At 70.0% G+C, this 19,805-nt stretch carries 17 protein-coding genes; 8 read left to right on the top strand and 9 right to left on the bottom strand.

The window, feature by feature from the left end; all coding sequences use genetic code 11:
* The first annotated feature begins 105 nt into the window (after positions 1 to 105).
* The 3 genes from ACWC2B_RS28230 to ACWC2B_RS28220 are packed head-to-tail and all read left to right on the top strand — an operon-like array spanning position 106 to position 3,190.
* Positions 106 to 1,044 carry a carbohydrate ABC transporter permease gene (locus ACWC2B_RS28230; protein WP_450721385.1) on the top strand — a complete coding sequence of 313 codons (939 nt, stop codon included), beginning with the start codon at positions 106 to 108 and terminating at the stop codon, positions 1,042 to 1,044.
* Positions 1,041 to 1,880, top strand: a complete 840-nt coding sequence (locus tag ACWC2B_RS28225; protein ID WP_450721383.1) for a carbohydrate ABC transporter permease — start codon at positions 1,041 to 1,043, stop codon at positions 1,878 to 1,880. The genes ACWC2B_RS28230 and ACWC2B_RS28225 overlap by 4 nt, the downstream gene beginning before the upstream one ends.
* A complete protein-coding gene (locus ACWC2B_RS28220; protein ID WP_450721381.1) occupies positions 1,880 to 3,190 on the top strand; it encodes an ABC transporter substrate-binding protein in 1,311 nt (436 codons plus the stop codon). The genes ACWC2B_RS28225 and ACWC2B_RS28220 overlap by 1 nt, the downstream gene beginning before the upstream one ends.
* Positions 3,191 to 3,259: 69 nt before the next feature.
* On the opposite strand, the gene ACWC2B_RS28215 is transcribed toward ACWC2B_RS28220, so the two are convergent.
* Positions 3,260 to 5,548 (bottom strand): MMPL family transporter, encoded by a 2,289-nt coding sequence (locus ACWC2B_RS28215; RefSeq protein WP_450721379.1) that lies wholly within the window; start codon positions 5,546 to 5,548, stop codon positions 3,260 to 3,262.
* A gap of 412 nt (positions 5,549 to 5,960) precedes the next feature.
* On the opposite strand from ACWC2B_RS28215, the gene ACWC2B_RS28210 reads away from it, so the two are divergent.
* Positions 5,961 to 7,169, top strand: a complete 1,209-nt coding sequence (locus tag ACWC2B_RS28210; RefSeq protein ID WP_450721377.1) for a S8 family serine peptidase — start codon at positions 5,961 to 5,963, stop codon at positions 7,167 to 7,169.
* A 77-nt stretch (positions 7,170 to 7,246) separates the two neighbouring features.
* Positions 7,247 to 7,807, top strand: coding sequence for a DUF1697 domain-containing protein (locus tag ACWC2B_RS28205; RefSeq protein ID WP_450721375.1), 561 nt, complete (start codon positions 7,247 to 7,249; stop codon positions 7,805 to 7,807).
* 101 nt (positions 7,808 to 7,908) lie between these two features.
* On the opposite strand, the gene ACWC2B_RS28200 is transcribed toward ACWC2B_RS28205, so the two are convergent.
* Complete coding sequence (locus ACWC2B_RS28200; RefSeq protein WP_450721373.1) at positions 7,909 to 8,760, bottom strand: aldo/keto reductase; 852 nt, start codon at positions 8,758 to 8,760, stop codon at positions 7,909 to 7,911.
* A gap of 194 nt (positions 8,761 to 8,954) precedes the next feature.
* On the opposite strand from ACWC2B_RS28200, the gene ACWC2B_RS28195 reads away from it, so the two are divergent.
* The 3 genes from ACWC2B_RS28195 to ACWC2B_RS28185 all read left to right on the top strand — a co-directional run bounded on the left by ACWC2B_RS28195 (position 8,955) and on the right by ACWC2B_RS28185 (position 13,113).
* Positions 8,955 to 9,587: a mycothiol-dependent nitroreductase Rv2466c family protein gene (locus ACWC2B_RS28195; protein ID WP_450721371.1), complete on the top strand. Its 633-nt coding sequence runs from the start codon at positions 8,955 to 8,957 to the stop codon at positions 9,585 to 9,587.
* A 110-nt stretch (positions 9,588 to 9,697) separates the two neighbouring features.
* The gene (locus ACWC2B_RS28190) at positions 9,698 to 10,276 is read left to right on the top strand and encodes a TIGR03086 family metal-binding protein (protein WP_450721369.1); all 579 of its coding nucleotides are present in this window, start codon (positions 9,698 to 9,700) and stop codon (positions 10,274 to 10,276) included.
* Positions 10,277 to 10,458: 182 nt separating this feature from the next.
* On the top strand, positions 10,459 to 13,113 hold the full coding sequence (locus ACWC2B_RS28185; protein ID WP_450721368.1) for a fibronectin type III domain-containing protein: 2,655 nt from the start codon (positions 10,459 to 10,461) through the stop codon (positions 13,111 to 13,113).
* Between the two features lie 34 nt (positions 13,114 to 13,147).
* Here the strand turns inward: ACWC2B_RS28185 and ACWC2B_RS28180 are convergent, their stop codons facing one another.
* The 7 genes from ACWC2B_RS28180 to cysC all read right to left on the bottom strand — a co-directional run bounded on the left by ACWC2B_RS28180 (position 13,148) and on the right by cysC (position 19,794).
* Positions 13,148 to 13,888 carry a sirohydrochlorin chelatase gene (locus ACWC2B_RS28180; protein WP_450721366.1) on the bottom strand — a complete coding sequence of 247 codons (741 nt, stop codon included), beginning with the start codon at positions 13,886 to 13,888 and terminating at the stop codon, positions 13,148 to 13,150.
* A gap of 9 nt (positions 13,889 to 13,897) precedes the next feature.
* Complete coding sequence (locus ACWC2B_RS28175; RefSeq protein WP_450721364.1) at positions 13,898 to 14,788, bottom strand: ABC transporter permease; 891 nt, start codon at positions 14,786 to 14,788, stop codon at positions 13,898 to 13,900.
* On the bottom strand, positions 14,775 to 15,569 hold the full coding sequence (locus tag ACWC2B_RS28170; RefSeq protein WP_053726031.1) for an ABC transporter ATP-binding protein: 795 nt from the start codon (positions 15,567 to 15,569) through the stop codon (positions 14,775 to 14,777). The genes ACWC2B_RS28175 and ACWC2B_RS28170 overlap by 14 nt, the downstream gene beginning before the upstream one ends.
* 45 nt (positions 15,570 to 15,614) lie before the next feature.
* Positions 15,615 to 16,730, bottom strand: coding sequence for an aliphatic sulfonate ABC transporter substrate-binding protein (locus ACWC2B_RS28165; protein WP_450721361.1), 1,116 nt, complete (start codon positions 16,728 to 16,730; stop codon positions 15,615 to 15,617).
* Positions 16,731 to 16,966: 236 nt separating this feature from the next.
* Entirely contained in the window at positions 16,967 to 18,316 is a 1,350-nt protein-coding gene (locus ACWC2B_RS28160) for a sulfate adenylyltransferase subunit 1 (RefSeq protein WP_450721359.1), read from the bottom strand.
* The gene (cysD, locus tag ACWC2B_RS28155; protein ID WP_450721357.1) at positions 18,317 to 19,252 is read right to left on the bottom strand and encodes a sulfate adenylyltransferase subunit CysD; all 936 of its coding nucleotides are present in this window, start codon (positions 19,250 to 19,252) and stop codon (positions 18,317 to 18,319) included.
* The gene (gene cysC / locus ACWC2B_RS28150) at positions 19,249 to 19,794 is read right to left on the bottom strand and encodes an adenylyl-sulfate kinase (protein WP_450721355.1); all 546 of its coding nucleotides are present in this window, start codon (positions 19,792 to 19,794) and stop codon (positions 19,249 to 19,251) included. The genes cysD and cysC overlap by 4 nt, the downstream gene beginning before the upstream one ends.
* Positions 19,795 to 19,805 lie beyond the last annotated feature (11 nt).

The following is a 19,805-nucleotide window of genomic DNA, read 5'->3' as shown; positions in this document are numbered from 1 at the left end:
CTACCGGCCAAGTCTCGCATTCACACAGGTCGTCTTGACGAACGGACGGACCGTCAGCACGATGACGGGGGCTGTTCGGCATTACTTGACAAAGGGGTCGAAACAGTGACATCTGCGAGCGCCGGTGCACGGTCAGCCACCAGAAAGCCGACGAACAGACGCGGGGGCGGGAACGGACCCGGTGGCGGAGCCTGGTTCCTCGTGCTCCCGGCACTCGTCCCCATTCTGGTGCTCAGCGTGGGCCCGCTGCTCTACGGCATGGCGCTCGCCTTCACCGACTCGCAGTCCGGCCGCACCGCCGCCACCCAGTGGGTCGGGCTGCTCAACTTCCGGGATCTGGCGCACGACGGCCTGTTCTGGGAGTCGTTCAGGATCGGGCTGCTGTGGGCGGTAGGTGTCACGGTGCCCCAGTTCCTGCTCGCCCTCGGGCTCGCACTGCTCCTCAACCAGAAACTCCGGCTGCGCTGGCTGGTCCGGGCGCTCGCGATCGTTCCCTGGGCCATGCCCGAGGTCGTGGTCGGCATCATGTGGCGCCTCGTCTACCAGCCCGACGCGGGCATCCTCAACGAAACCGTCCGCGACCTGGGGCTCGGGGACGGCCGGGACTGGCTGACCGGCCTCGCCACCGCGCTGCCCGCCGTCATCGTCGTCGGTGTCTGGGCGGGCATGCCGCAGACGACGGTCGCCCTCCTGGCCGGGCTGCAGAACACCCCGCAGGAACTGCACGAGGCCGCCGCCATCGACGGCGCCGGCGCCTGGCGCCGCTTCACCGCCGTCACCTGGCCCGCCCTGAAGCCGGTGGCCCTCGCCATCACGGCGCTCAACTTCATCTGGAACTTCAACTCGTTCGCCCTCGTCTATGTGCTGACCAACGGCGGGCCGGGCGGGCGCACCCGGCTCCCCATGCTCTTCGCCTACGAAGAGGCCTTCCGCTACGGCCAGTTCGGATACGCGGCGGCCATGGGCTGTGTGATGGTCGCCGTGATCGCCGTCTGCCTCGCCTTCTTCCTGGTGGGCCGCCTCAAGGAAGGGGGCGGCAAGTGACCGCGCGCGCAAGGAGGTTGGGGCGCGCCGGGCAGTACCTCGCGCTGCTCGCCTATCTCGTCTTCCTGGCCTTTCCCTTCCTATGGTTGATCTCCACCGCCTTCAAACCGCCGCGCGAACTGGGCTCGCTCCACCCCACCTGGATCCCCCGGCACCCCACGCTCGCCAACTTCCGCCAGGCCTTCGACGACCAGCCCCTGCTCCACGCCGGGCTGAACAGCCTGATCGCCGCCGTCTCCGCAGCCCTGATCGCGGTGGTGATCGCCACACCCATGGCGTACGTCATGGCCCGCCACCGGGGTCGGCTCGCGGCCGCCGCCACGGGCTGGGTGGTGATCAGCCAGGCGTTCCCGTTCGTCCTGCTGATCATTCCGCTCTTCCTCGTCCTGAAGAACCTGCACGCGATCAACTCGGTGGCCGGTCTGGTCATGGTGTACGTGGTCTGGTCGCTGCCGTTCGCGCTCTGGATGCTGAACGGCTACGTACGCGCCGTGCCGCCCGAGTTGGAGGAGGCGGCCGCCGTCGACGGCGCGGGACGGCTGCGCACCCTCGTCTCGGTCACCGCGCCTCTGCTCGCCCCCGGGATCGTGGCCACCGCGCTCTTCGCCTTCATCACGGCGTGGAACGAATTCTTCTTCGCGCTCGTTCTGCTGAAGACCCCCGAGAAACAGACCCTGCCCGTCGTCCTCACCCATTTCCTCGGCGCGGAGGGAGTCGCCGACCTCGGCCCGCTCGCGGCGGCCGCCTTCCTCGCCACCCTGCCCTCCCTGGCGATCTTCGCGATCATCCAGAAGCGGATCACCGGCGGCATGCTGACCGGGGCGGTGAAGAGCTGATGGGGACCCATGAACAGACCGGACACGTAAAGCTGTTGACCGTGGCGGCGGCGTTGGCTCTCCTGCTGTCACTGCTCGCCGGGTGCTCGGACGGCGACGTCGGGGGCGGGGGAGTCATCAGGCTCCGATTCCAGTCCCTGGCCTGGCAGAAGGAGTCGGTCGACGCCACGAAAGCCCTCGTCAAGGAGTGGAACGCGACGCATCCCGGGATCCAGGTCCAGTACGTGCAGGGCAGTTGGGGCACCGTCCACGACCAGCTGCTCACCGCCTTCGAGGGCGGTGAGGCGCCCGACGTCATCCACGACGCCTCCGACGACCTCGCCGACTTCGCGTACGGCGGCTACCTCGCGGACCTGGGCGGCCTGCTGCCGCAGCGGCTCAAGGACGACATCCCGGCGCAGAGCTGGGAGACGGCCACCTTCGACAAGAGGGTCTACGGGGTGCCGTTCCTCCAAGAGCCGAGGGTACTGATCGCCAACACGAAGACCCTCAAGTCCTCCGGGGTACGGATCCCCACACCCGAACAGCCGTGGAGCTGGCCCGAGTTCAGGCAGGTGACGAAGAAGCTGAGCGGTGACGGAAAGTACGGCGTGGCCTGGCCGCTCAAGGAGCCCGTCTCGGTCACCCTCAACCTGGGCCTGTCCGCAGGCGGACGGCTCTTCGTACGAGGGGCCGACGGCAAGGCGAAGGTGGAGTTCACGGCGGGCGACGGGATCGTCCCCGACACCGTCCACGACCAGGTCAACATCGACAGGAGCGCGGCGCGCACCACCCTCGGCATGGGCGGCTCGGACACGCTGCCCGGCTTCTTCGGCGGCAAGTACACGATGGTGTCGCTCGGGTTCTCCTACCGCCAGCAGATCGTGCAGCAGGCCCCGCCCGGCTTCGACTGGACGGTACTTCCGGCCCCGGCGGGCAGCGCGGGCCTGGACCAGGGGGCCAGCCCGCAGACCCTGTCGGTCGCCCAGGGCAGCCCGCACAAGAAGGAGGCCGCCCAGTTCATCGACTTCATGCTGAGCCCGGCGAACATGGTGCGGCTCGCCAAGGGTGACTGGATGTTGCCGACCGGAACCGAGGCGCTCAAGGACCCGGTCCTGCACACCGCGAAGGACGGCTGGGCGACCGGCACGGCGCTCGCGCCGTATCTGAGACCGGCCCTCGCGCAGTCGGTGCGGGGCTACCCGGAGTGGAAGGACAAGGTGGCCACCCCGGCCCTGCAGGAGTACTACAGCGGGGCGATCGACGCGGCCGAGTTGAAGAAACGCCTGGTCCGGGACGGGAATCGGGTCCTGGGGCGCTATCAGCGCTGAGGCCGGGACTGGGCGCCGCAGCGCCCAGCCCAGCTCAGCCCCTCCCCGCCCCGCACCCGGCCGGGCCCCTCAGACCCGTACCGCTCCCTCCGGGTGTCCCGGCCCGTCCCCCGGGCGGGCCGGGGCGGTCTTGGTCGGCGGCGGCTCGACGGCCTCGTCGTGCGTGAGGTCGGGCAGCCACCCGAGCCACTTCGGGAAGTACCAGTTGCGGTCGTCGAGCAGGGCCATCACCGCCGGGAGCAGCACACCGCGGATCAGGGTCGCGTCGATCAGTACGGCGGTGGCGAGGCCCACGCCCATCTGTTTCATGGACTGCATCGACAGCGTGCCGAAGATCGCGAACACCGCCACCATGATGACGGCCGCGCTCGTCACGACGCCCGCCGTCGTCACCACGCCGTGGGCGATGGCGTCCCGGGTCGTACGCCCCTGGAGCTTCGCCTCGCGGATCCGGGACACCACGAAGACGTGGTAGTCCATCGACAGGCCGAACAGGATGACGAAGAGGAAGAGCGGCAGCCAGGAGATGATCGCGCCGACGCCCTGCGCGCCGACCAGCGAGGCGCCCCAGCCGTGCTGGAAGACGGCCGTCAGAATGCCGTAAGCCGCCCCCACCGAAAGGAGGTTGAGCACGATCGAGGTGATCGCGACGGTGAGCGACCGGAAGCAGAGCAGCATCAGGAGGAAGGCGAAGACCACGACGAACGCGAACACCGGGGCCACCGCGCCGACGATCTGGGCGTTGAAGTCCTTCGACCCGGCGACCTGACCGGTGACGGGCGCCTTGAGTCCTGTCACCTTGCCGAGCGTGTCGGGGCGTACGTGGTCGCGGAGCAGGTCCAGGCTCTTCTCGGCCTTGCCCTGGTCGGACCCGCCGACCAGCGGGACCGAGACGATCGCCACGTTCTCGGCGTCGTGGGTGGCCACTTCGACGGGACCGTGCGAGGCGCCCGAACTCAGTGCCCGCGCACGGAAGTCGGCGAGGGCTCGACGTACCTCGGGGGCGTTGATGTCGGTTGCCTTGACGACGACCTGGGCCGGGCTGGCCCCGCCGGGGAAGGCTTCGTTCACGCGGTCGTAGGTGCGTACGACGGGCAGTGAGTCGCCGAATTCCTGATCCAGGGTGAGGTTCTGGGTGTGCATGCCGACCGCGGGCAGCGCGATCGCGATCAGCGCGCCGGCCGCCACGGCCAGGGCGGTCCTCGGCCTGCGAAGCACCGCGCCGAGTACGGCGCGCCAGACGCGGCTCTCGCCGTTCCGGTTGGCCTTGCCGCGCTTGAGGCGGTTGAGGAACGGCACCCGGCCCTTCTCGACCCGCTCGCCGAGCAGGGAGAGCAGCGCGGGCAGCACGGTCACCGAGCCGACCATCGCGACCGCGACGACCATCAGGGACGCGAGGCCCATGGCCTCGAACTCGGCGAGGCCGGTGAAGAGCATGCCCGCCATGGCGACGCACACCGTCACACCCGACACGATGATGGCCCGGCCGCTGGTGGCGGCCGCGATGGCAAGGGCCGTCCGCGCGTCACGCCCGGCGGCCCGCTCCTCGCGTTCGCGGCGCAGATAGAAGAGGCAGTAGTCGACGCCGACGGCCAGGCCGACCAGGAGCATCACGGAGTTGGCGGTGTCGCTCATCGGCTGGAGGTGACTGACCACCGCCATCAGACCCATCGTCGCGACGATCGCAGTGATGGCGAGGGCCACCGGGAGGAGCGCGGCCACCAGGGCGCCGAACGCGATGAGCAGGATGCCGAAGGCGACGGGCACCGCCGAGTACTCGGCCTGCTGGAAGTCGTTGCCGAACGCGTCGCTGAACGTCTTGTTCATGCTGGCGCCGCCGATCTCCTCGATCCGCAGCCCCTGGTGGTCGCTCTGGACCTTGGCCACCGCGTCCAGGACCGGCGCGATGCGGTCCTTGGCCGTGTCCGGGTCGCCGCGCACATCGAACTGCACGAGCGCGCTGTGCCCGTCCTTGGAGATGGTCTTGGTGTCGTAGGGAGAGGTCACCTTGGTGACCTGGCCCGTCCCCTCCACGGCCTTCACGACGGCGGCGACGGCCGAGCGGAACTCCGGGGCGGTGGCGTTCGTTGCCGAACCACCCTGTCCGACCGACTGGATGAGGACGGTCTCGCCCGCCGGCTCCTTCAGACCCGCATCCTCGATGATCTGCGCCGCCTGGCCGACCTCGCCCGACAACTGCTGGCTCTGCTTCACATCGGCCCGCCCCGAGGCCGAGCCGGCCACTGTCGCGAGCACGACGAACAGCAGCCAAATCAGCACCGCCGCCCATCGATGGCGGGCGCTCCACCCGCCCGCGCGGGCCGCGACCCCGCGCACCTTCGTGACCCCGTGCACCATGTCCGGTCTCCCCCTTGGCGGCCGACGGCCGGGCGCCGTCCGAACCACCCTTCGACGTTAGGGGTGCGATCCGGCCGTCTCGTCGTGCTCTCAGGTGAGCCCGCAGGACCCGGGCTCATCCCTGCGGTGTGGAGACATCCCCGAGGAGACGTACCGAAGCCCCTTACACGTAAAGGAAGTTGGGACTGGAAAAAGGTCGGCGAGTTCACACAGAGTGTCCATCAGCCCTTCACAGAGCCCGAGTTGCCCGTTCCTGGCCGGTTTCTGATTACGAAACCTTGTTGGGTAAGTCACAGCTGTATGAAGTCCTTGATCTGCGCGCGTCAATCGGCAAGGGTTTCGAACCAGCCCCGGAAAGTTTCCGTCCGGTAGGCAAACCCCCCACAAATAGTGACGAGGAGACCCCCTCTTCATGGCAACTCACAAGCGTGCGAGCAAGAAGATCAAGCTCACCGCGGCGATAACCGCCGTCGTGGCAGCGGCCGGAGTGACCGTACTGAACTCCCCGTTCGCCGGAGCCACCCCCGCGGAAGGCACGGTCTACGGGCTGAACGCCAAGGACGCGGTCGACGGAAGCTACATCGTCCTGCTCGACAAGGCGGCCACGGCCGAATCCAAGCGCAAGCTCGCCGAGGAGTACGGCGGCACGCTCCAGCGCGACTACTCCTCCTCCCTCAACGGCTTCTCCGCCAGCGGGCTTTCGGAGACCGACGCCAAGCGCCTCGCCGCCGACCCCTCCGTCGGCAAGGTCGTGCAGAACAAGAAGTTCCACATCAGCGCGGAGCAGGCGAACCCGCCGTCCTGGGGCCTTGACCGGATCGACCAGGCAGACACCAAGGGCGACGGCAAGTACACCTACCCGGAGAGCGCCGGGGACGGGGTCACCGCGTACGTCATCGACACCGGAGTCCGCATCTCCCACAAGGACTTCGGCGGGCGGGCCTCCTACGGCTTCAACGCGGTCGACAACAACGACAAGGCCGACGACGGCAACGGCCACGGCACGCACGTCGCGGGCACCATCGCGGGCGCCGAGCATGGCGTGGCCAAGAAGGCGAAGATCGTCGCCGTGCGCGTCCTCGACAACCAGGGCTCCGGCAGCACCGAGCAGGTCGTCGCCGGCATCGACTGGGTCACCAAGAACCACAAGGGCCCCTCGGTCGCCAACATGAGCCTCGGCGGCACCGCCGACCCGGCGCTCGACGCGGCCGTCCAGAAGGCGATCGCCTCCGGTGTCACCTTCGGCATCGCGGCCGGCAACGAGTCCGCCGACGCGGGCAACAGCTCGCCGGCCCACGTGAAGGAGGCCATCACCGTCGCCTCCTCCACCAAGGACGACAAGCAGTCCGACTTCTCCAACTTCGGTTCGGTCGTCGACATCTACGCCCCCGGCTCGGACATCACCTCCGACTGGAACACCAGCGACTCGGCCACCAACACCATCTCCGGTACGTCCATGGCGACCCCGCACGTCGTCGGCGCCGCGGCCGTCTACCTGGCCGGCCACAAGGACGCCACCCCGGCCCAGGTCTCCGACGCCCTCACCAAGGGCGCCACTGCCGACAAGATCTCCAACGCGAGCCCCGGCACCCCGAACAAGCTGCTGAAGATCGTCGAGTAGACGCCATTCGGCAGCACCGAACGGCGGCCCCCGTGCCCGTCCCCCACGGGGCGCGGGGGCCGTCTTAGGGTGAGCCCATGACGACGACGTACGCCGCTCTGCTGCGCGGCATCAATGTGGGCGGGAACAGAAAAGTTCCCATGGCCGACCTGCGGAAAATCCTGGTCGAGCTCGGCCACGCCGATGTGAAGACGTACCTCAACAGTGGAAACGCCGTCTTCAGCAGCGCCTCCCGCGACCAGGACGCGCTCGCCGCGGGCCTGGAGGCCGCCATGGAGAAGCACTTCGGCTTCCGCGTCGCCTGCATGGTGCGCAGCGGCCCCTATCTGCGGTCCGTCCTCGACGCCTGCCCCTTTCCGGCCGACCGGCTGGAGGGCAGGCAGCTGCACGCCACCTTCTTCGCGGGGCCGCCCGTCACCGCCGACCGCTTCGCCTCCATCGACCAGGCCGCCTTCCTCCCCGAGGAGTTCCGGCTCGGCGACCAAGTGCTCTATCTGTACGCGCCCGAGGGTCTCGGCAAGTCGCAGCTCGGCGCCGCGCTGTCCCGGCCCGGCCTGCTCAAGGGCATCGAGGCGACCTCCCGGAACTGGAACACCGTCAAGGCGCTGGTGGAGATGACGGAGGCGGCGGGCGCCTGAGGCGTAACGCCGACCCGTCGAGGCGGCCGTCGAAGGGGAGCTGCGGCTGCTCGACCCCGAAGTGCGCGGCACTGTTCACGGCGCCGCATTCGGTCGACTCCTCAGGACGCCCGAAGGGCATCCAGCGTCTTCAACTCCCCTTCAGACAGCTCGACTTGAGCCGCATCCAGGTTCTCGTCCAGATGTGCCGGTGAGCCGGTGCCGGGCGTCGGGCACAGGACGGGGGAGCGGTGCAGCAGCCAGGCCAGGGCGAGCTGCCCCCTGGTCGCGCCGTGCTGCCGGGCGATCCGGTCGAGGCCGGCCGCCGCCTCGCCGGTGAGGGCGCCGTTGGCCAGCGGGAACCAGGGCAGAAACGCCAGACCGTGCGCCTCGCACAGGGCGAGCACCGCCGCGGACTCCCGGTCCAGGAGGTTGAAGCGGTTCTGCACCGAGGCGATGCCGGTCAGCCGGAGCGCCTGCTCCACCTGCTCCGCCGAGACGCTGTCGAGTCCGATGTGCCGGATCTTGCCCTCCTGCCTCAACTCGTCCAGCGCGCCCAGCTGTTCGGCCATGGGCACCTCGGGGTCGAGCCGGTGCAGCTGGTACAGGTCGATGGTCTCCACCCGCAGCCGGCGCAGGCTCGCCTCGCACATCGCCCGCAACCGCTCGGGCCGCCCCGCGATGTGCCAGGCGCTGTCGCTGGTCCGTACGACTCCGCCCTTGGTCGCGATCACCAGATCGGCCGGGTAGGGGTGGAGGGCCTCGGCGACGAGTTCCTCGGCGAGGTCCGGGCCGTAGTTGTCGGCGGTGTCGATCAGTGTGACACCCCGCTCGACCGCCCGGCGCAGCACGGCGAGCGCGTCCGCCCGCTTGCCGCGCGGACCCCAGTAGCCGGGCCCGGTGAGCTGCGCGGTGCCGAAGCCGAGCCGCCGCAGGGGCCGGTCGCCGCCGAGTACGAAGGTCTCAGAAATCATGGCCGGACGGTATACGACCACCCGCTGCGTTCTGGCAGACGGGTCGAGCCCCGGTGCGAGGGCCAAGAGGACCAAGGGGACGGGTCGAGGCGACGGCCGACTAGGGGGCCGAGCCCGTCGAGGTCAAAATGGCCCAGTGATCAGAGGCGGCATTGGACCAGTGGTGAGGGCCATTGCAAAGCTACGCTCGACCCATGACGAACACCACGACAGACCCCGCGCAGCGCACCACCGTCGACTTCTACTTCGACCCCGCCTGCCCCTTCGCCTGGATCACCTCCCGCTGGATGCTGGAGGTCGAGCGGCACCGCGACATCGAGCTGCGATTCCGGCCGATGAGCCTCTACTTCCACAACATCGGCAATGAACTCCCGGACTGGTACCGGGACTTGGTCGACCGTTCGATCGGCCCCGTCCGGGTCGCGGTCGCGGCGGCCGAGACGCACGGCGACGGCGTGCTGCGCGACCTGTACACCGCCTTCGGCACCCGCATCCACCAGGACAAGAACCAGGACTTCGACGAGGTGATCGCCCAGTCCCTCGCGGAGCTCGGCCTGCCCGCCGCACTCGCCGAAGCCGCCCATGACCAGGCGTACGACGAGGCGGTGCGCCGCAGCCACGACGCGGGCAAGGACCCGGCCGAGGACGGCTACGTCGGCACTCCGACCATGCACTTCGACGGCAAGGTCTACTTCGGCCCGGTGCTCAGCTCGATCCCGCGCGGCGAGGAGGCGGCCCGGCTCTTCGACAGCGTGCGCACGATCGCCGCGTACCCCGACTTCTTCGAGCTGAAGCGGACCCGGACGGGCTCGCTCAGCTTCGACTGAGACCACCTCTTCGGCCGGAGACCACCTCAAGACTTTCGAACGGGACCACCGCAAGACTCCTGTCGCGTTTTTTCAATACCGGGGAAGGGGCGCGACGGCACGCTGGGCGCATGAAGAACGAACACCGTGCCATGACCGAATGCGCAGCAGAGGCCGCCCGCATCGCGCGCGGCGTCACCCCCGGGCAGCTCGCCGGGCCCACTCCCTGCCGGGAGTGGGACGTGCGGGCGCTGGTCAACCACTGGGTCCTCTACACCTCGCACGGCCTGGAGCACCGGGCCCTGCGCAAGCCGCTCCCGGACGACCTCACCGCGCGCGACTTCACCGCCGACGCCGACTGGGCCGAGCGGTACGCCGCCCAGCTCGACCGGGCCGTGGCCGCCTGGGCCGACCCGGCGGTGTGGGAGGGCGAGGTCGATCTGGGCGGGACGGCGCTGGGCGCCGCACACATCGCTTCGATGGTGGTCAAGGAGATGGTGGTGCACGGCTGGGACGTCGCGCGCGCCACCGGGCAGGAGGTGCGGATCTCCGAGGAGTCCGCCGCGTTCGTGCTGAAGGTCGTCGAGGACAACGCCGAGCTCTACCGCCAGTACCAGGGCTTCGCCGACCCCGTCGAACTGCCGCCCACAGCCACCACGCTGGAGCGAGCCCTGGCTGCCTCGGGCCGCGACCCGCACTGGGCCGCCTGAGCCCAAGTCGTACTCCAGTGATCCCCCCACTTCAAGTGATCCGGCTCAAGTGATCGGATGACTAAGGGGAGTTGGCGAGAACGCGGGAGGGATCCGGGCCGATGTGTTGACCGTGGTACGTCAATGCTCCTACCTTTCCAGTGGCTCAGGGGCCGGTCCCGTGAGCCCCACTGGGAGGGACCATGCCCGCATCCCGGAGCGCGCCACGGACGGCGCCCCGAAGAGCCGCCCCGATCCTCGCGCTCGCCGCCGCCCTGGCCCTGGGGGTCCCGGGTCTCGTGCCGTCGGCCACGGCCCACGTGCCGCACGCGTCCTCCGCCGATGTGTACGTGTCCCCGACCGGGAGCGATTCCGGCGACGGCACCGCCCGGCACCCCGTGAACAGCCTGCCGCGCGCCCGAGACCTGGCGCGCGGCAGGGCGGCGCACCAGACCGCCGACCTCACCATTCACCTCGCCCCGGGCACCTACCGCACGGACGAGCCGCTCGAACTCGACGCCCGTGACTCGGGCCGGAACGGCCACCGGATCATCTGGCAGGGTGCGGGCGCCGGGGCCACCGTCATCAGCGGGGGCCGCAAGGTCGAGGGCTGGCAGCCGGTGCCCGGACGCCCCGGGTTCTGGTCCGCGCCCGCGCCCCAAGGGCTCGGCGACACACGGCAGTTGTACGTCGGCGGCGTGCGCGGTCAGCGCGCAAGAGGCGAGGTGCCGGTCGGCCTCACGGTCACGGACACCGGCTACACCGCGACCTCCGACGCCATCGCGCACTGGCGCCACCCCTCGGACGCCGAGTTCGTGTACACCAGCGGCGAGGCCCTCTGGAACGTCGAGCGCAACGGCCTCGGCCAGTGGACCGAACCCCGCTGCCCGATCGCGTCCGCCAAGGGCACCGCGATCACCATGGCCCAGCCGTGCTGGGACAACTCCAACAAGCGCGTCGAGTTCCCCGACCGGCCCGGCCGCACGGTGAGCATGGTCGGCCCCGGCAAGCTCACCAACAACGGCAAGGCGTCCTACGTCGAGAACGCCTACGAACTCCTCGACCAGCCCGGCGAGTGGTACCTCGACCGCACCGCGCACACCGTGTACTACCTGCCGCGCCAGGGCGAGGACCCGAGGAACGCCGACATCGAGGCGGCCTCCGCCGAAAAGCTGCTCGACGGGCACGGCACGGCCACGGCGCCGCTGCACGATGTCGCCTTCCAGGGGCTCCAGTTCAGCTACGCGACCTGGCTGACGCCGTCCGGCCCCGAGGGCTTCTCCGAGATCCAGGCCGGCTACACCATCACCGGTACCAAGGGCTGGGCGACCCAGGGCCTGTGCGGCTTCACCCCGGGCGGCACCTGCCCCTTCGCCTCCTGGACGAAGATGCCGGGCAACGTGTCCTTCTCGTACGCACGCGACATCGACATCAGCGACAGCACCTTCGCGCACCTGGGCGCCGCCGGGCTCGAACTCGGCGCCGGCACCACCAACTCCACCGTGCGTACCACCGTGTTCACCGACATCTCCGGAAACGGAATGGAGATCGGCGGCGTGGACGGGAAGACTCCCGCCTCGGGCATCGAAGTGACGGACAATCACCTCTACGCGCTACCACGGGAGTTCCACGGCGGCGTGGGCATCCTCAACGGCTACACCCGGCACAACACCATCGCGCACAACCAGCTCGACCACCTCGGCTACAGCGCGATCTCGATGGGCTGGGGCGGCTGGCCCGACAAGATCGGCTCACCCGCGACTCCCAACCCGAGCCACGACAACGCCGTGCGCGACAACCTGGTCTTCGACTACATGCAACTCCTGGACGACGGCGGAGGCGTCTACACCCAGGGCCTGACCGGCACGTCGATGGCCGACGGCGAGAAGGTCACCGGCAACGTCATCCACGACCAGTGGGGACTCGGCAAGAGCGTCTACACCGACAACGGCTGCACCTACGAGACCGTCCAGGGCAACGTCCTGTACGGCGCCGCGTACGCCAACGTCGCCGGCCGCCACACCGACTACCGCGACAAGCTCGGCAACAACGACCCGACGCTGATCAAGGACAACTGGTGGGAGGAGGGCACCGCCGACGGCGACAGCAAGGGCCTGGTGACCACGGGCAACCACATCATGGCCACCCTCGCCGACGTGCCCCCGGACGTCCTGGCGGGCGCCGGCATCGAGCCCGCGTACCGCTCGGTCCTCGACCGTACGACGCAGGCGGTCTCGGTGCCGGACGCCCCGGCGCGCGTGGCCACGAGCACGGCGGGGGCCGATGCTCTGTACGCCACCTTCAACCCGACGTATGCGGACGGTGCTTCGCCGCTGACCGGCTACACCGCGCACGCCCTGCGCCCCGACGGGACGGAGGCCGCGACGGCGGACATCACGGCGGCGGACTTCAAGAGGCAGGCGTACGTGCGGGTCGGTCGACTTGACGCCGCCGAAGGACCTTTCAGGGTTGTCGTCACCGCACGCAACGCCCATGGCGAGAGCGCCCCGTCGCCAGCCTCGGCGCCGCTCGCGCCGACTGCGGCCGTCGCGCTGCCGGGAGCGCCGACCGGCGTCAGGGCGCGGGCCGGATCAGGCGCCGTGACAGTCGCCTGGACACCGCCCGCAGCGACGGGCGACGCCAAGGTCATCGGCTACCGGATCACCGTCTCGGACGGGCGGATCGTAGAGGTCACCGGGCGGGACGCGCTGGTCACCCAGCCGTCGGCGAAGGGGATGTTCCGGGTGGTGGGCGGGCTTGCGCCGAGGGCGGCGTACGGGTTCACAGTGGCTGCGGTGACGGGGGCGGGGGTTGGGCCTGAGGTCGCGGTCCGGGGGACGACGTCGGCCGACGGGTAGGGGAACACCGGGGTCCGGGGCGGAGGCCCAGGGGTCAGGCTGTCAGGGCCGGGAGGCCGACCCGGGTTCGGGACTCGTCGTAGCGGAGGAGGAGTAGGCGGGCCAACTCCGGTGCCGCACCCAGGACTTCGGACAGCACGTCCGCCCCCGCCGCACCCCGCGCGATCCGGTCCGGCAGGAAACCGGGGGCGATGACGTACGGGGCTACGGCGACGCGCCGCACGCCCAGGGCCCGCAGCTCCCGTACGGCGTCTTCCGTGCGGGGCAGGGCCGCGGAGGCGAACGCAGGCCGCACGGCGCACCAACCGGTGTGCCGCAGCTCCCGCGCGATTTCAGCGATCACTGCGATCGCCTCCGGGTCGGTGGAGCCCGCCGAGGCCAGGACGACCCCGGTCGAGGGCTTGTCGGCGGGGTCGAGGCCCGCTTCGTACAGTCGCCGTTCCAGCGTGGCGAGCAGCAGGGATGAGGGGCCGAGGACGTCCGCGAGGCGGATGTTCAGGCGGGCCGGCGCCCGGTCTAGGACCGCCGGGATGTCCGCCTTGGCGTGGAAGGCGCGGGTCAGGAGGAGGGGGAGGGCCACCACGTCCCGTACGCCTTCCAGGGCGAGGCGGTCCAGGATCTGTGGCACGGACGGTGCGTTGAAGTCCAGGAATCCGAGCTCCACGCGCACCCCCGGCCTCAGCGACCGCACCCGCCGCACCAGGGCGTGGACGGTCGCGGCGTGCCGGGGGTCGCGGCTGCCGTGGGCTATGACGAGGAGGACCGGGCGGCGCATGGGGCGTCCTCAGCTCTTCACCAGCAGGCCGCGGCCGCGCAGCACCCTGCGCTCCAGCGGGCTGAAGATCAGCAGGTCGATGGCGATGCCGACGAGCAGGATCAGGATGATCGCCAGGAAGATGCCCGGCATGTCCGAGTTGTTGCGGCCGTTCTCCAGCAACTGGCCGAGCCCGAGGCCGAGATCGGGCGAGGAGGCGATGATCTCGGCGGCCATCAGCGAACGCCAGGAGAACGCCCAGCCCTGCTTGAGGCCGGCGAGGTAGCCGGGCAGCGCGGCCGGCATCAGGATGTGCCAGGCGCCGCGCACCCCGGTCGCGCCCAGCGTGCGGCCCGCCCGCAGATACAGCGGCGGCACCTGGTCGACGCCGGATACGAGACCGTTGGCGATGGAGGGGACCGCGCCGAGCAGGATCACCGCGTACATCATCGAGTCGTTCAGGCCGAGCCAGAGGACGGCCGGGGGGACCCAGGCCACCGACGGCAGCGACTGGAGTCCGGACAGGATCGGGCCGATCGCCGCCCGCACGAACTTGACCCGGGACACGAGCAGACCCAGCGGCGTGCCGATCGCCAGGGCGAGGAGGAAGCCGAGGAGGCCGCGCGAGACGCTGGTCCACACGACGTCGAGCAGGGTCCCCTGGAGCCACATGTCGCGCAGGCTCGACCACACCGCGGAGGGCGCGGGCAGCTTGTACTCGTCGGTGACCTTCGCCGAGACCAGGACCTGCCACACCACCAGGACCAGGGCGATCGCGGTGAGCGGCGGCAGGACCTTCTTGACCAGCACCTCGCGCACGGGGGCGCGGTGGGTCTGGACGGTTTCGAGCGCGTCGAGTCCCGCTTCGAGGCTGCCCAGGTCGGGGGAGTCCTTGACGTCAGTGGTCTCAGTGCTGGCCATGGCGGCGGATCTCCCCACGCAGTTGTTCAGTGATCTCGACGGAGAGCTCAGCCACTTCGGCGTCCTCGATGCGGCGCGGCTGGTCGATGTCGACCGTCCACTCGTGGGCCACCCGGCCGGGCCGCGAGGAGAGCAGCACCACGCGCTGCGCGAGCCGGACCGCCTCGCGCACGTTGTGGGTGACGAAGAGGACCGAGAGGTTCGTCTCGCGCCAGATGCGGGTCAGCTCGTCGTGCAGGACGTCGCGGGTGATCGCGTCGAGGGCCGCGAACGGCTCGTCCATCAGCAGGAGTTGTGAGTCCTGGGCGATCGCGCGGGCCATCGCGACACGCTGGCGCATGCCGCCGGACAGCTCGTGCACGCGCTTGCCGTACGCACCCTGGAGGCGGACCAGGGCGAGGAGTTCCTCGGCCCGCTCGCGCCGGTCGTTCTTGGGCACCCCGCGCAGCCGCAGGGCGAGCTCGATGTTCTTGCCCGCGGTCAGCCACGGGAACAGGGCGTGCTCCTGGAACATCAGGGCCGGCCGCCCGCCGGGCGTCTCGATGGTGCCCGCGGTGGGCGCGTCCAGGCCCGCCACCAGGTTGAGGAGCGTCGACTTCCCGCAGCCGGAGGCGCCCAGGAGGGTGACGAACTCGCCCGGCGCGACATCGAGCGAGATGTCGTCGAGGACGAGCTGCGGTCCCGCGGGACCGTTGAAGGACTTCGAGACATGCCCGATGCGGGCGGCGTACTCGTGCGCTGCCGCCGTGCGGTCCGTGGCCTTGGCGAGTGCGGTGGCCATGGTCGTCACCTCCTGGGAAACCTGTGAACCGGCTGGTTTTGGGGACTACTTGACGCCGAGACCGGCGTCGCCGACCTCGGGCCTGCCCAGGGACTTGAGGACCTTGTTGAGCGGGTCCAGGTCGTAGATGCCCTTGAGGTCGGGCTTCTTGAGGAGGCCGGCCTTCACCGCGTGGTCGGCCTGCGCCTGGAGGCTGGCCGCCAGCGGGTCGTCCAGGGTCTGGATGGACTTCCACGCCGGGTCGATGATGTTCGCCGGCAGCTCCTTGCCGGAGAGCTTCTTGAGCGCGGCGTTCGCCGAGGCCTTCGCCTGGTCGGGGTGGGTCGCGATCCACTCGTTGGTCTTCACCGAGCCGCGCAGGACCGCCTCGACGACGTCGGGGTGCTCCTTGAGGAACTTCTGCGACACGATGACGTTGGTGATCACGAACTGGCGGTCCGGCCACAGATCGGACTCGTCCACGAGGACCTTGCCGCCCTCCTGCACCAGCTTGGACGCGGTCGGCTCGGGCACCCAGGCACCGTCGACCGAGCCGGACTTGTAGGCATCCGGGGTGATCTTGTTGTCGGTGCGGACCACGTTGACGTCGCCCTTGCCGCTCTGCGCGTCGACCTTCCAGCCCTTGTCGGCGAGCCAGTTCAGGAACGCCACGTCCTGGGTGTTGCCGAGCTGGGGCGTCGCGATGTTCTTGCCCTTGAGCTCGTCCACCGACTTGATCTTCTCGGGGTTGACCACCAGCTTCACACCGCCGGACGCCGAGCCGCCGATGATGCGCAGGCTCTGCCCCTTGGACTTGGTGAAGCCGTTGATGGACGGCGAGGGGCCGATCCAGCCGATGTCGATCGAGCCCGCGTTGAGGGCCTCGATCTCGGAGGGCCCCGCGTTGAACGTGGACGTCTTGACCGTGGTGCCGCCCAGCTCCTTCTGGAACAGCCCTTCCTGGACGCCGACCAGCGCCGTGGCGTGGGTCAGGTTCGGGAAGTAGCCGATCTTCACGGAGTCGGCGGAGAGCTTCTTCGCGCCGTCCGCGGCGGGCGCGGCCTTCCCGGCGTCGTCCTTGTTCGCGGCGGAGCCGTAGCCGCACGCGGCGAGCGCCCCGAACAGCAGGGGCAGGGTGGCGGCGGCGACGAGGCTGCGCCTCAAAGCGGAGCTGGCAGGCACGGGAGGGTTTCCTCTCGGAGGCCCGGTGCTTACGTCCGGCGGAGTCTCAACTCCGGGACGCGGCCGGGAAGTCGGCAGGTCTTCGGTGCGGGGGAGGATGGTGCATCCGGGCGCGCGAGCGGTGCGCGTACGTCATCGCGCACATCGGGCGACCCCGCCCTGGCCGCTGCCGAGGGCGCCGCTGCCTACCCGGCCGCCCTCCTTCGCGAAGGTCGAGTAGATGTCATGACGGCCCATCAGAAGTCCCAACCCTCTTCGTCCTCAACGGAGTTGAGAACCTTGTGGGTGGCGAACGACTCGCCCGCCATGCCGGCCGCGAGCGTGGTGCCGTCCGCCGGGTCGATCAGCAGGAATGATCCGGTGCGCCGCGAGTCGGCGTACGAGTCGAGCGCGAGCGGCTCGGCGGTGCGCACCTTGACCCGGCCGATGTCGTTGGCGACGAGCTGGCCCGGGTTGGGGTGCTGGGAGAGGTCGTCCAGGGTCAGCCGGGACGGGATCTCCTTGACGATCGCCTTGACCGTGCGGGTGGTGTGCTTGAGCAGCACCCGCTGACCCACCGTCAGGGGCTGGTCGGCCACGTGGCAGACGGTCGCCTCGACGTCCTGGGTGGTGGCGGGCGCGTCGCCGCTCGGCACGATCAGGTCGCCGCGCGAGATGTCGATGTCGTCCTCCAGGAGGAGGGTGACGGACTGCGGCGTCCAGGCGATGTCGACGGCCTCGCCGAGCAGGTCGATCCCGGCGATCCTGCTGGTGCGCCCCGAGGGGAGCACGGTCACCGGCTCGCCGACCCGGAACGTACCCGCGGCGATCTGGCCCGCGTAACCCCGGTAGTCGGGGAGCTCGGCGGTCTGCGGGCGGATCACGTACTGCACGGGAAGGCGGGCGTGGCAGGAGGTCAGGTCGTGGCTGACCGGGACCGTCTCCAGGTGCTCCAGAACGGTGGGGCCGCCGTACCAGTCCATGTTGGCGCTGGGCTCCACCACGTTGTCCCCGGCGAGCGCCGAGATCGGGATCGCCGTGATCTCCGGGACGCCCAGCTCGCTCGCGTACGCGGTGAATTCCTCGGCGATCTTCGCGAAGACCTTCTCCTCGTACGCCACCAGGTCCATCTTGTTGACGGCGAGGACCACGTGCGGGACGCGGAGGAGGGCCGCGACCGCGGCGTGTCGGCGGGTCTGCTCGATGACACCGTTGCGGGCGTCGACCAGGACCACGGCGAGGTCGGCGGTGGAGGCGCCGGTCACCATGTTGCGGGTGTACTGCACGTGCCCCGGGGTGTCGGCCAGGATGAACCGGCGGCGCGGGGTCGCGAAGTAGCGGTAGGCCACGTCGATGGTGATGCCCTGCTCGCGCTCGGCCCGCAGGCCGTCGGTCAGCAGCGCCAGGTCGGGGGCTTCCTGACCGCGCTTGAGCGAGGCCGCCTCGACGGCTTCGAGCTGGTCGGTCAGGACCGACTTCGAGTCGTGCAGGAGCCGGCCCACCAGCGTGGACTTGCCGTCGTCGACGGACCCGGCGGTCGCGAAGCGCAACAGGGTGGTGGCCGACAGATCAGCCAACTGCACTGCGGAATCAACGGAGTTGGACATTTAGAAGTACCCCTCGCGCTTGCGGTCTTCCATCGCGGCCTCGGACATCTTGTCGTCGGCGCGGGTGGCACCCCGCTCGGTGAGCCTCGATGCGGCGATCTCGGTGATGACGGCGTCCAGCGTCGTCGCGTCGGAGTCGACGGCGCCGGTGCAGGACATGTCGCCGACGGTGCGGTAGCGCACCAGACGGGTCTCGACCGTCTCCTCGGCCTTCGGGCCGCCCCACTCGCCGGCGGTCAGCCACATCCCGGACCGCTTGAACACCTCGCGCTCGTGGGCGAAGTAGATCCCCGGCAGGTCGATGTCCTCGCGGGCGATGTACTGCCACACGTCCAGCTCGGTCCAGTTGGACAGCGGGAACACCCGGACGTGCTCGCCGGGGGCGTGCCGGCCGTTGTAGAGCTGCCACAGCTCGGGGCGCTGGCGGCGCGGGTCCCACTGCGAGAACTCGTCGCGCAGCGAGAACACCCGCTCCTTGGCGCGGGCCTTCTCCTCGTCCCGGCGGCCGCCGCCGAACACCGCGTCGAAGCGGTGCCGCTGGATGGCCTCGGTCAGCGGCACCGTCTGGAGCGGGTTGCGCGTCCCGTCGGGCCGCTCGCGCAGCTTGCCCGCGTCGATGTACTCCTGCACCGAGGCGACGTGCAGGCGAAGCCCGTGCTCGGCCACCACCCGGTCGCGGTAGGCGAGGACCTCGGGGAAGTTGTGCCCGGTGTCCACGTGCAGCAGAGAGAAGGGAACGGCCGCCGGGGCGAACGCCTTCAGCGCCAGGTGCAGCATGACGATGGAGTCCTTGCCGCCGGAGAAAAGGATCACCGGCCGCTCGAACTCACCCGCCACCTCACGGAAGATGTGCACCGCCTCGGACTCCAGAGCGTCCAGGTGGCTGAGCGCGTAGGGGGTGTCGGTGCCCTCGCTCACGGTGATTGCCGACGTCATGCCAGGCCCCTCTCGGTGAGCAGCGCATGCAGCGCGGCCGCGGACTCCTGCACGGTCTGGGTGTGCGACTCGATCCGCAGATCCGGCGCCGAGGGCGCCTCGTACGGGTCGTCGACGCCGGTCAGACCGCTGATCTCGCCCGCCGCCTGCTTGGCGTACAGACCCTTCACATCGCGTACGGAGCAGACCTCCACCGGCGTCGCGACGTGCACCTCCAGATAGGCGGTGCCCTCGCTCTGGTGGCGCTTGCGCACAGCCTCGCGGCTGTCCGCGTACGGGGCGATCACCGGGACGAGCGCCTTCACTCCGTTGGCGGCGAGCAGTTCGGCGACGAAGCCGATCCGCTGCACATTGGTGTGCCGGTCCTCGCGGCTGAAGCCGAGGCCCGCCGAGAGGAACTCGCGGATCTCGTCCCCGTCGAGCACCTCCACCCGGTGGCCGCCCTCGCGCAGCCTGCCCGCGAGCTCGTACGCGATGGTGGTCTTGCCGGCGCTCGGCAGACCGGTCAGCCAGATGGTGGCTCCCGCCTCCGTCACGCTCATCGAAGTCTCCT

This window comes from Streptomyces sp. NPDC001415 (genome assembly GCF_053597395.1).
The sequence above is the reverse complement of the archived record's forward strand: the minus strand, read 5'-3'. Positions and strand labels throughout refer to the sequence as shown.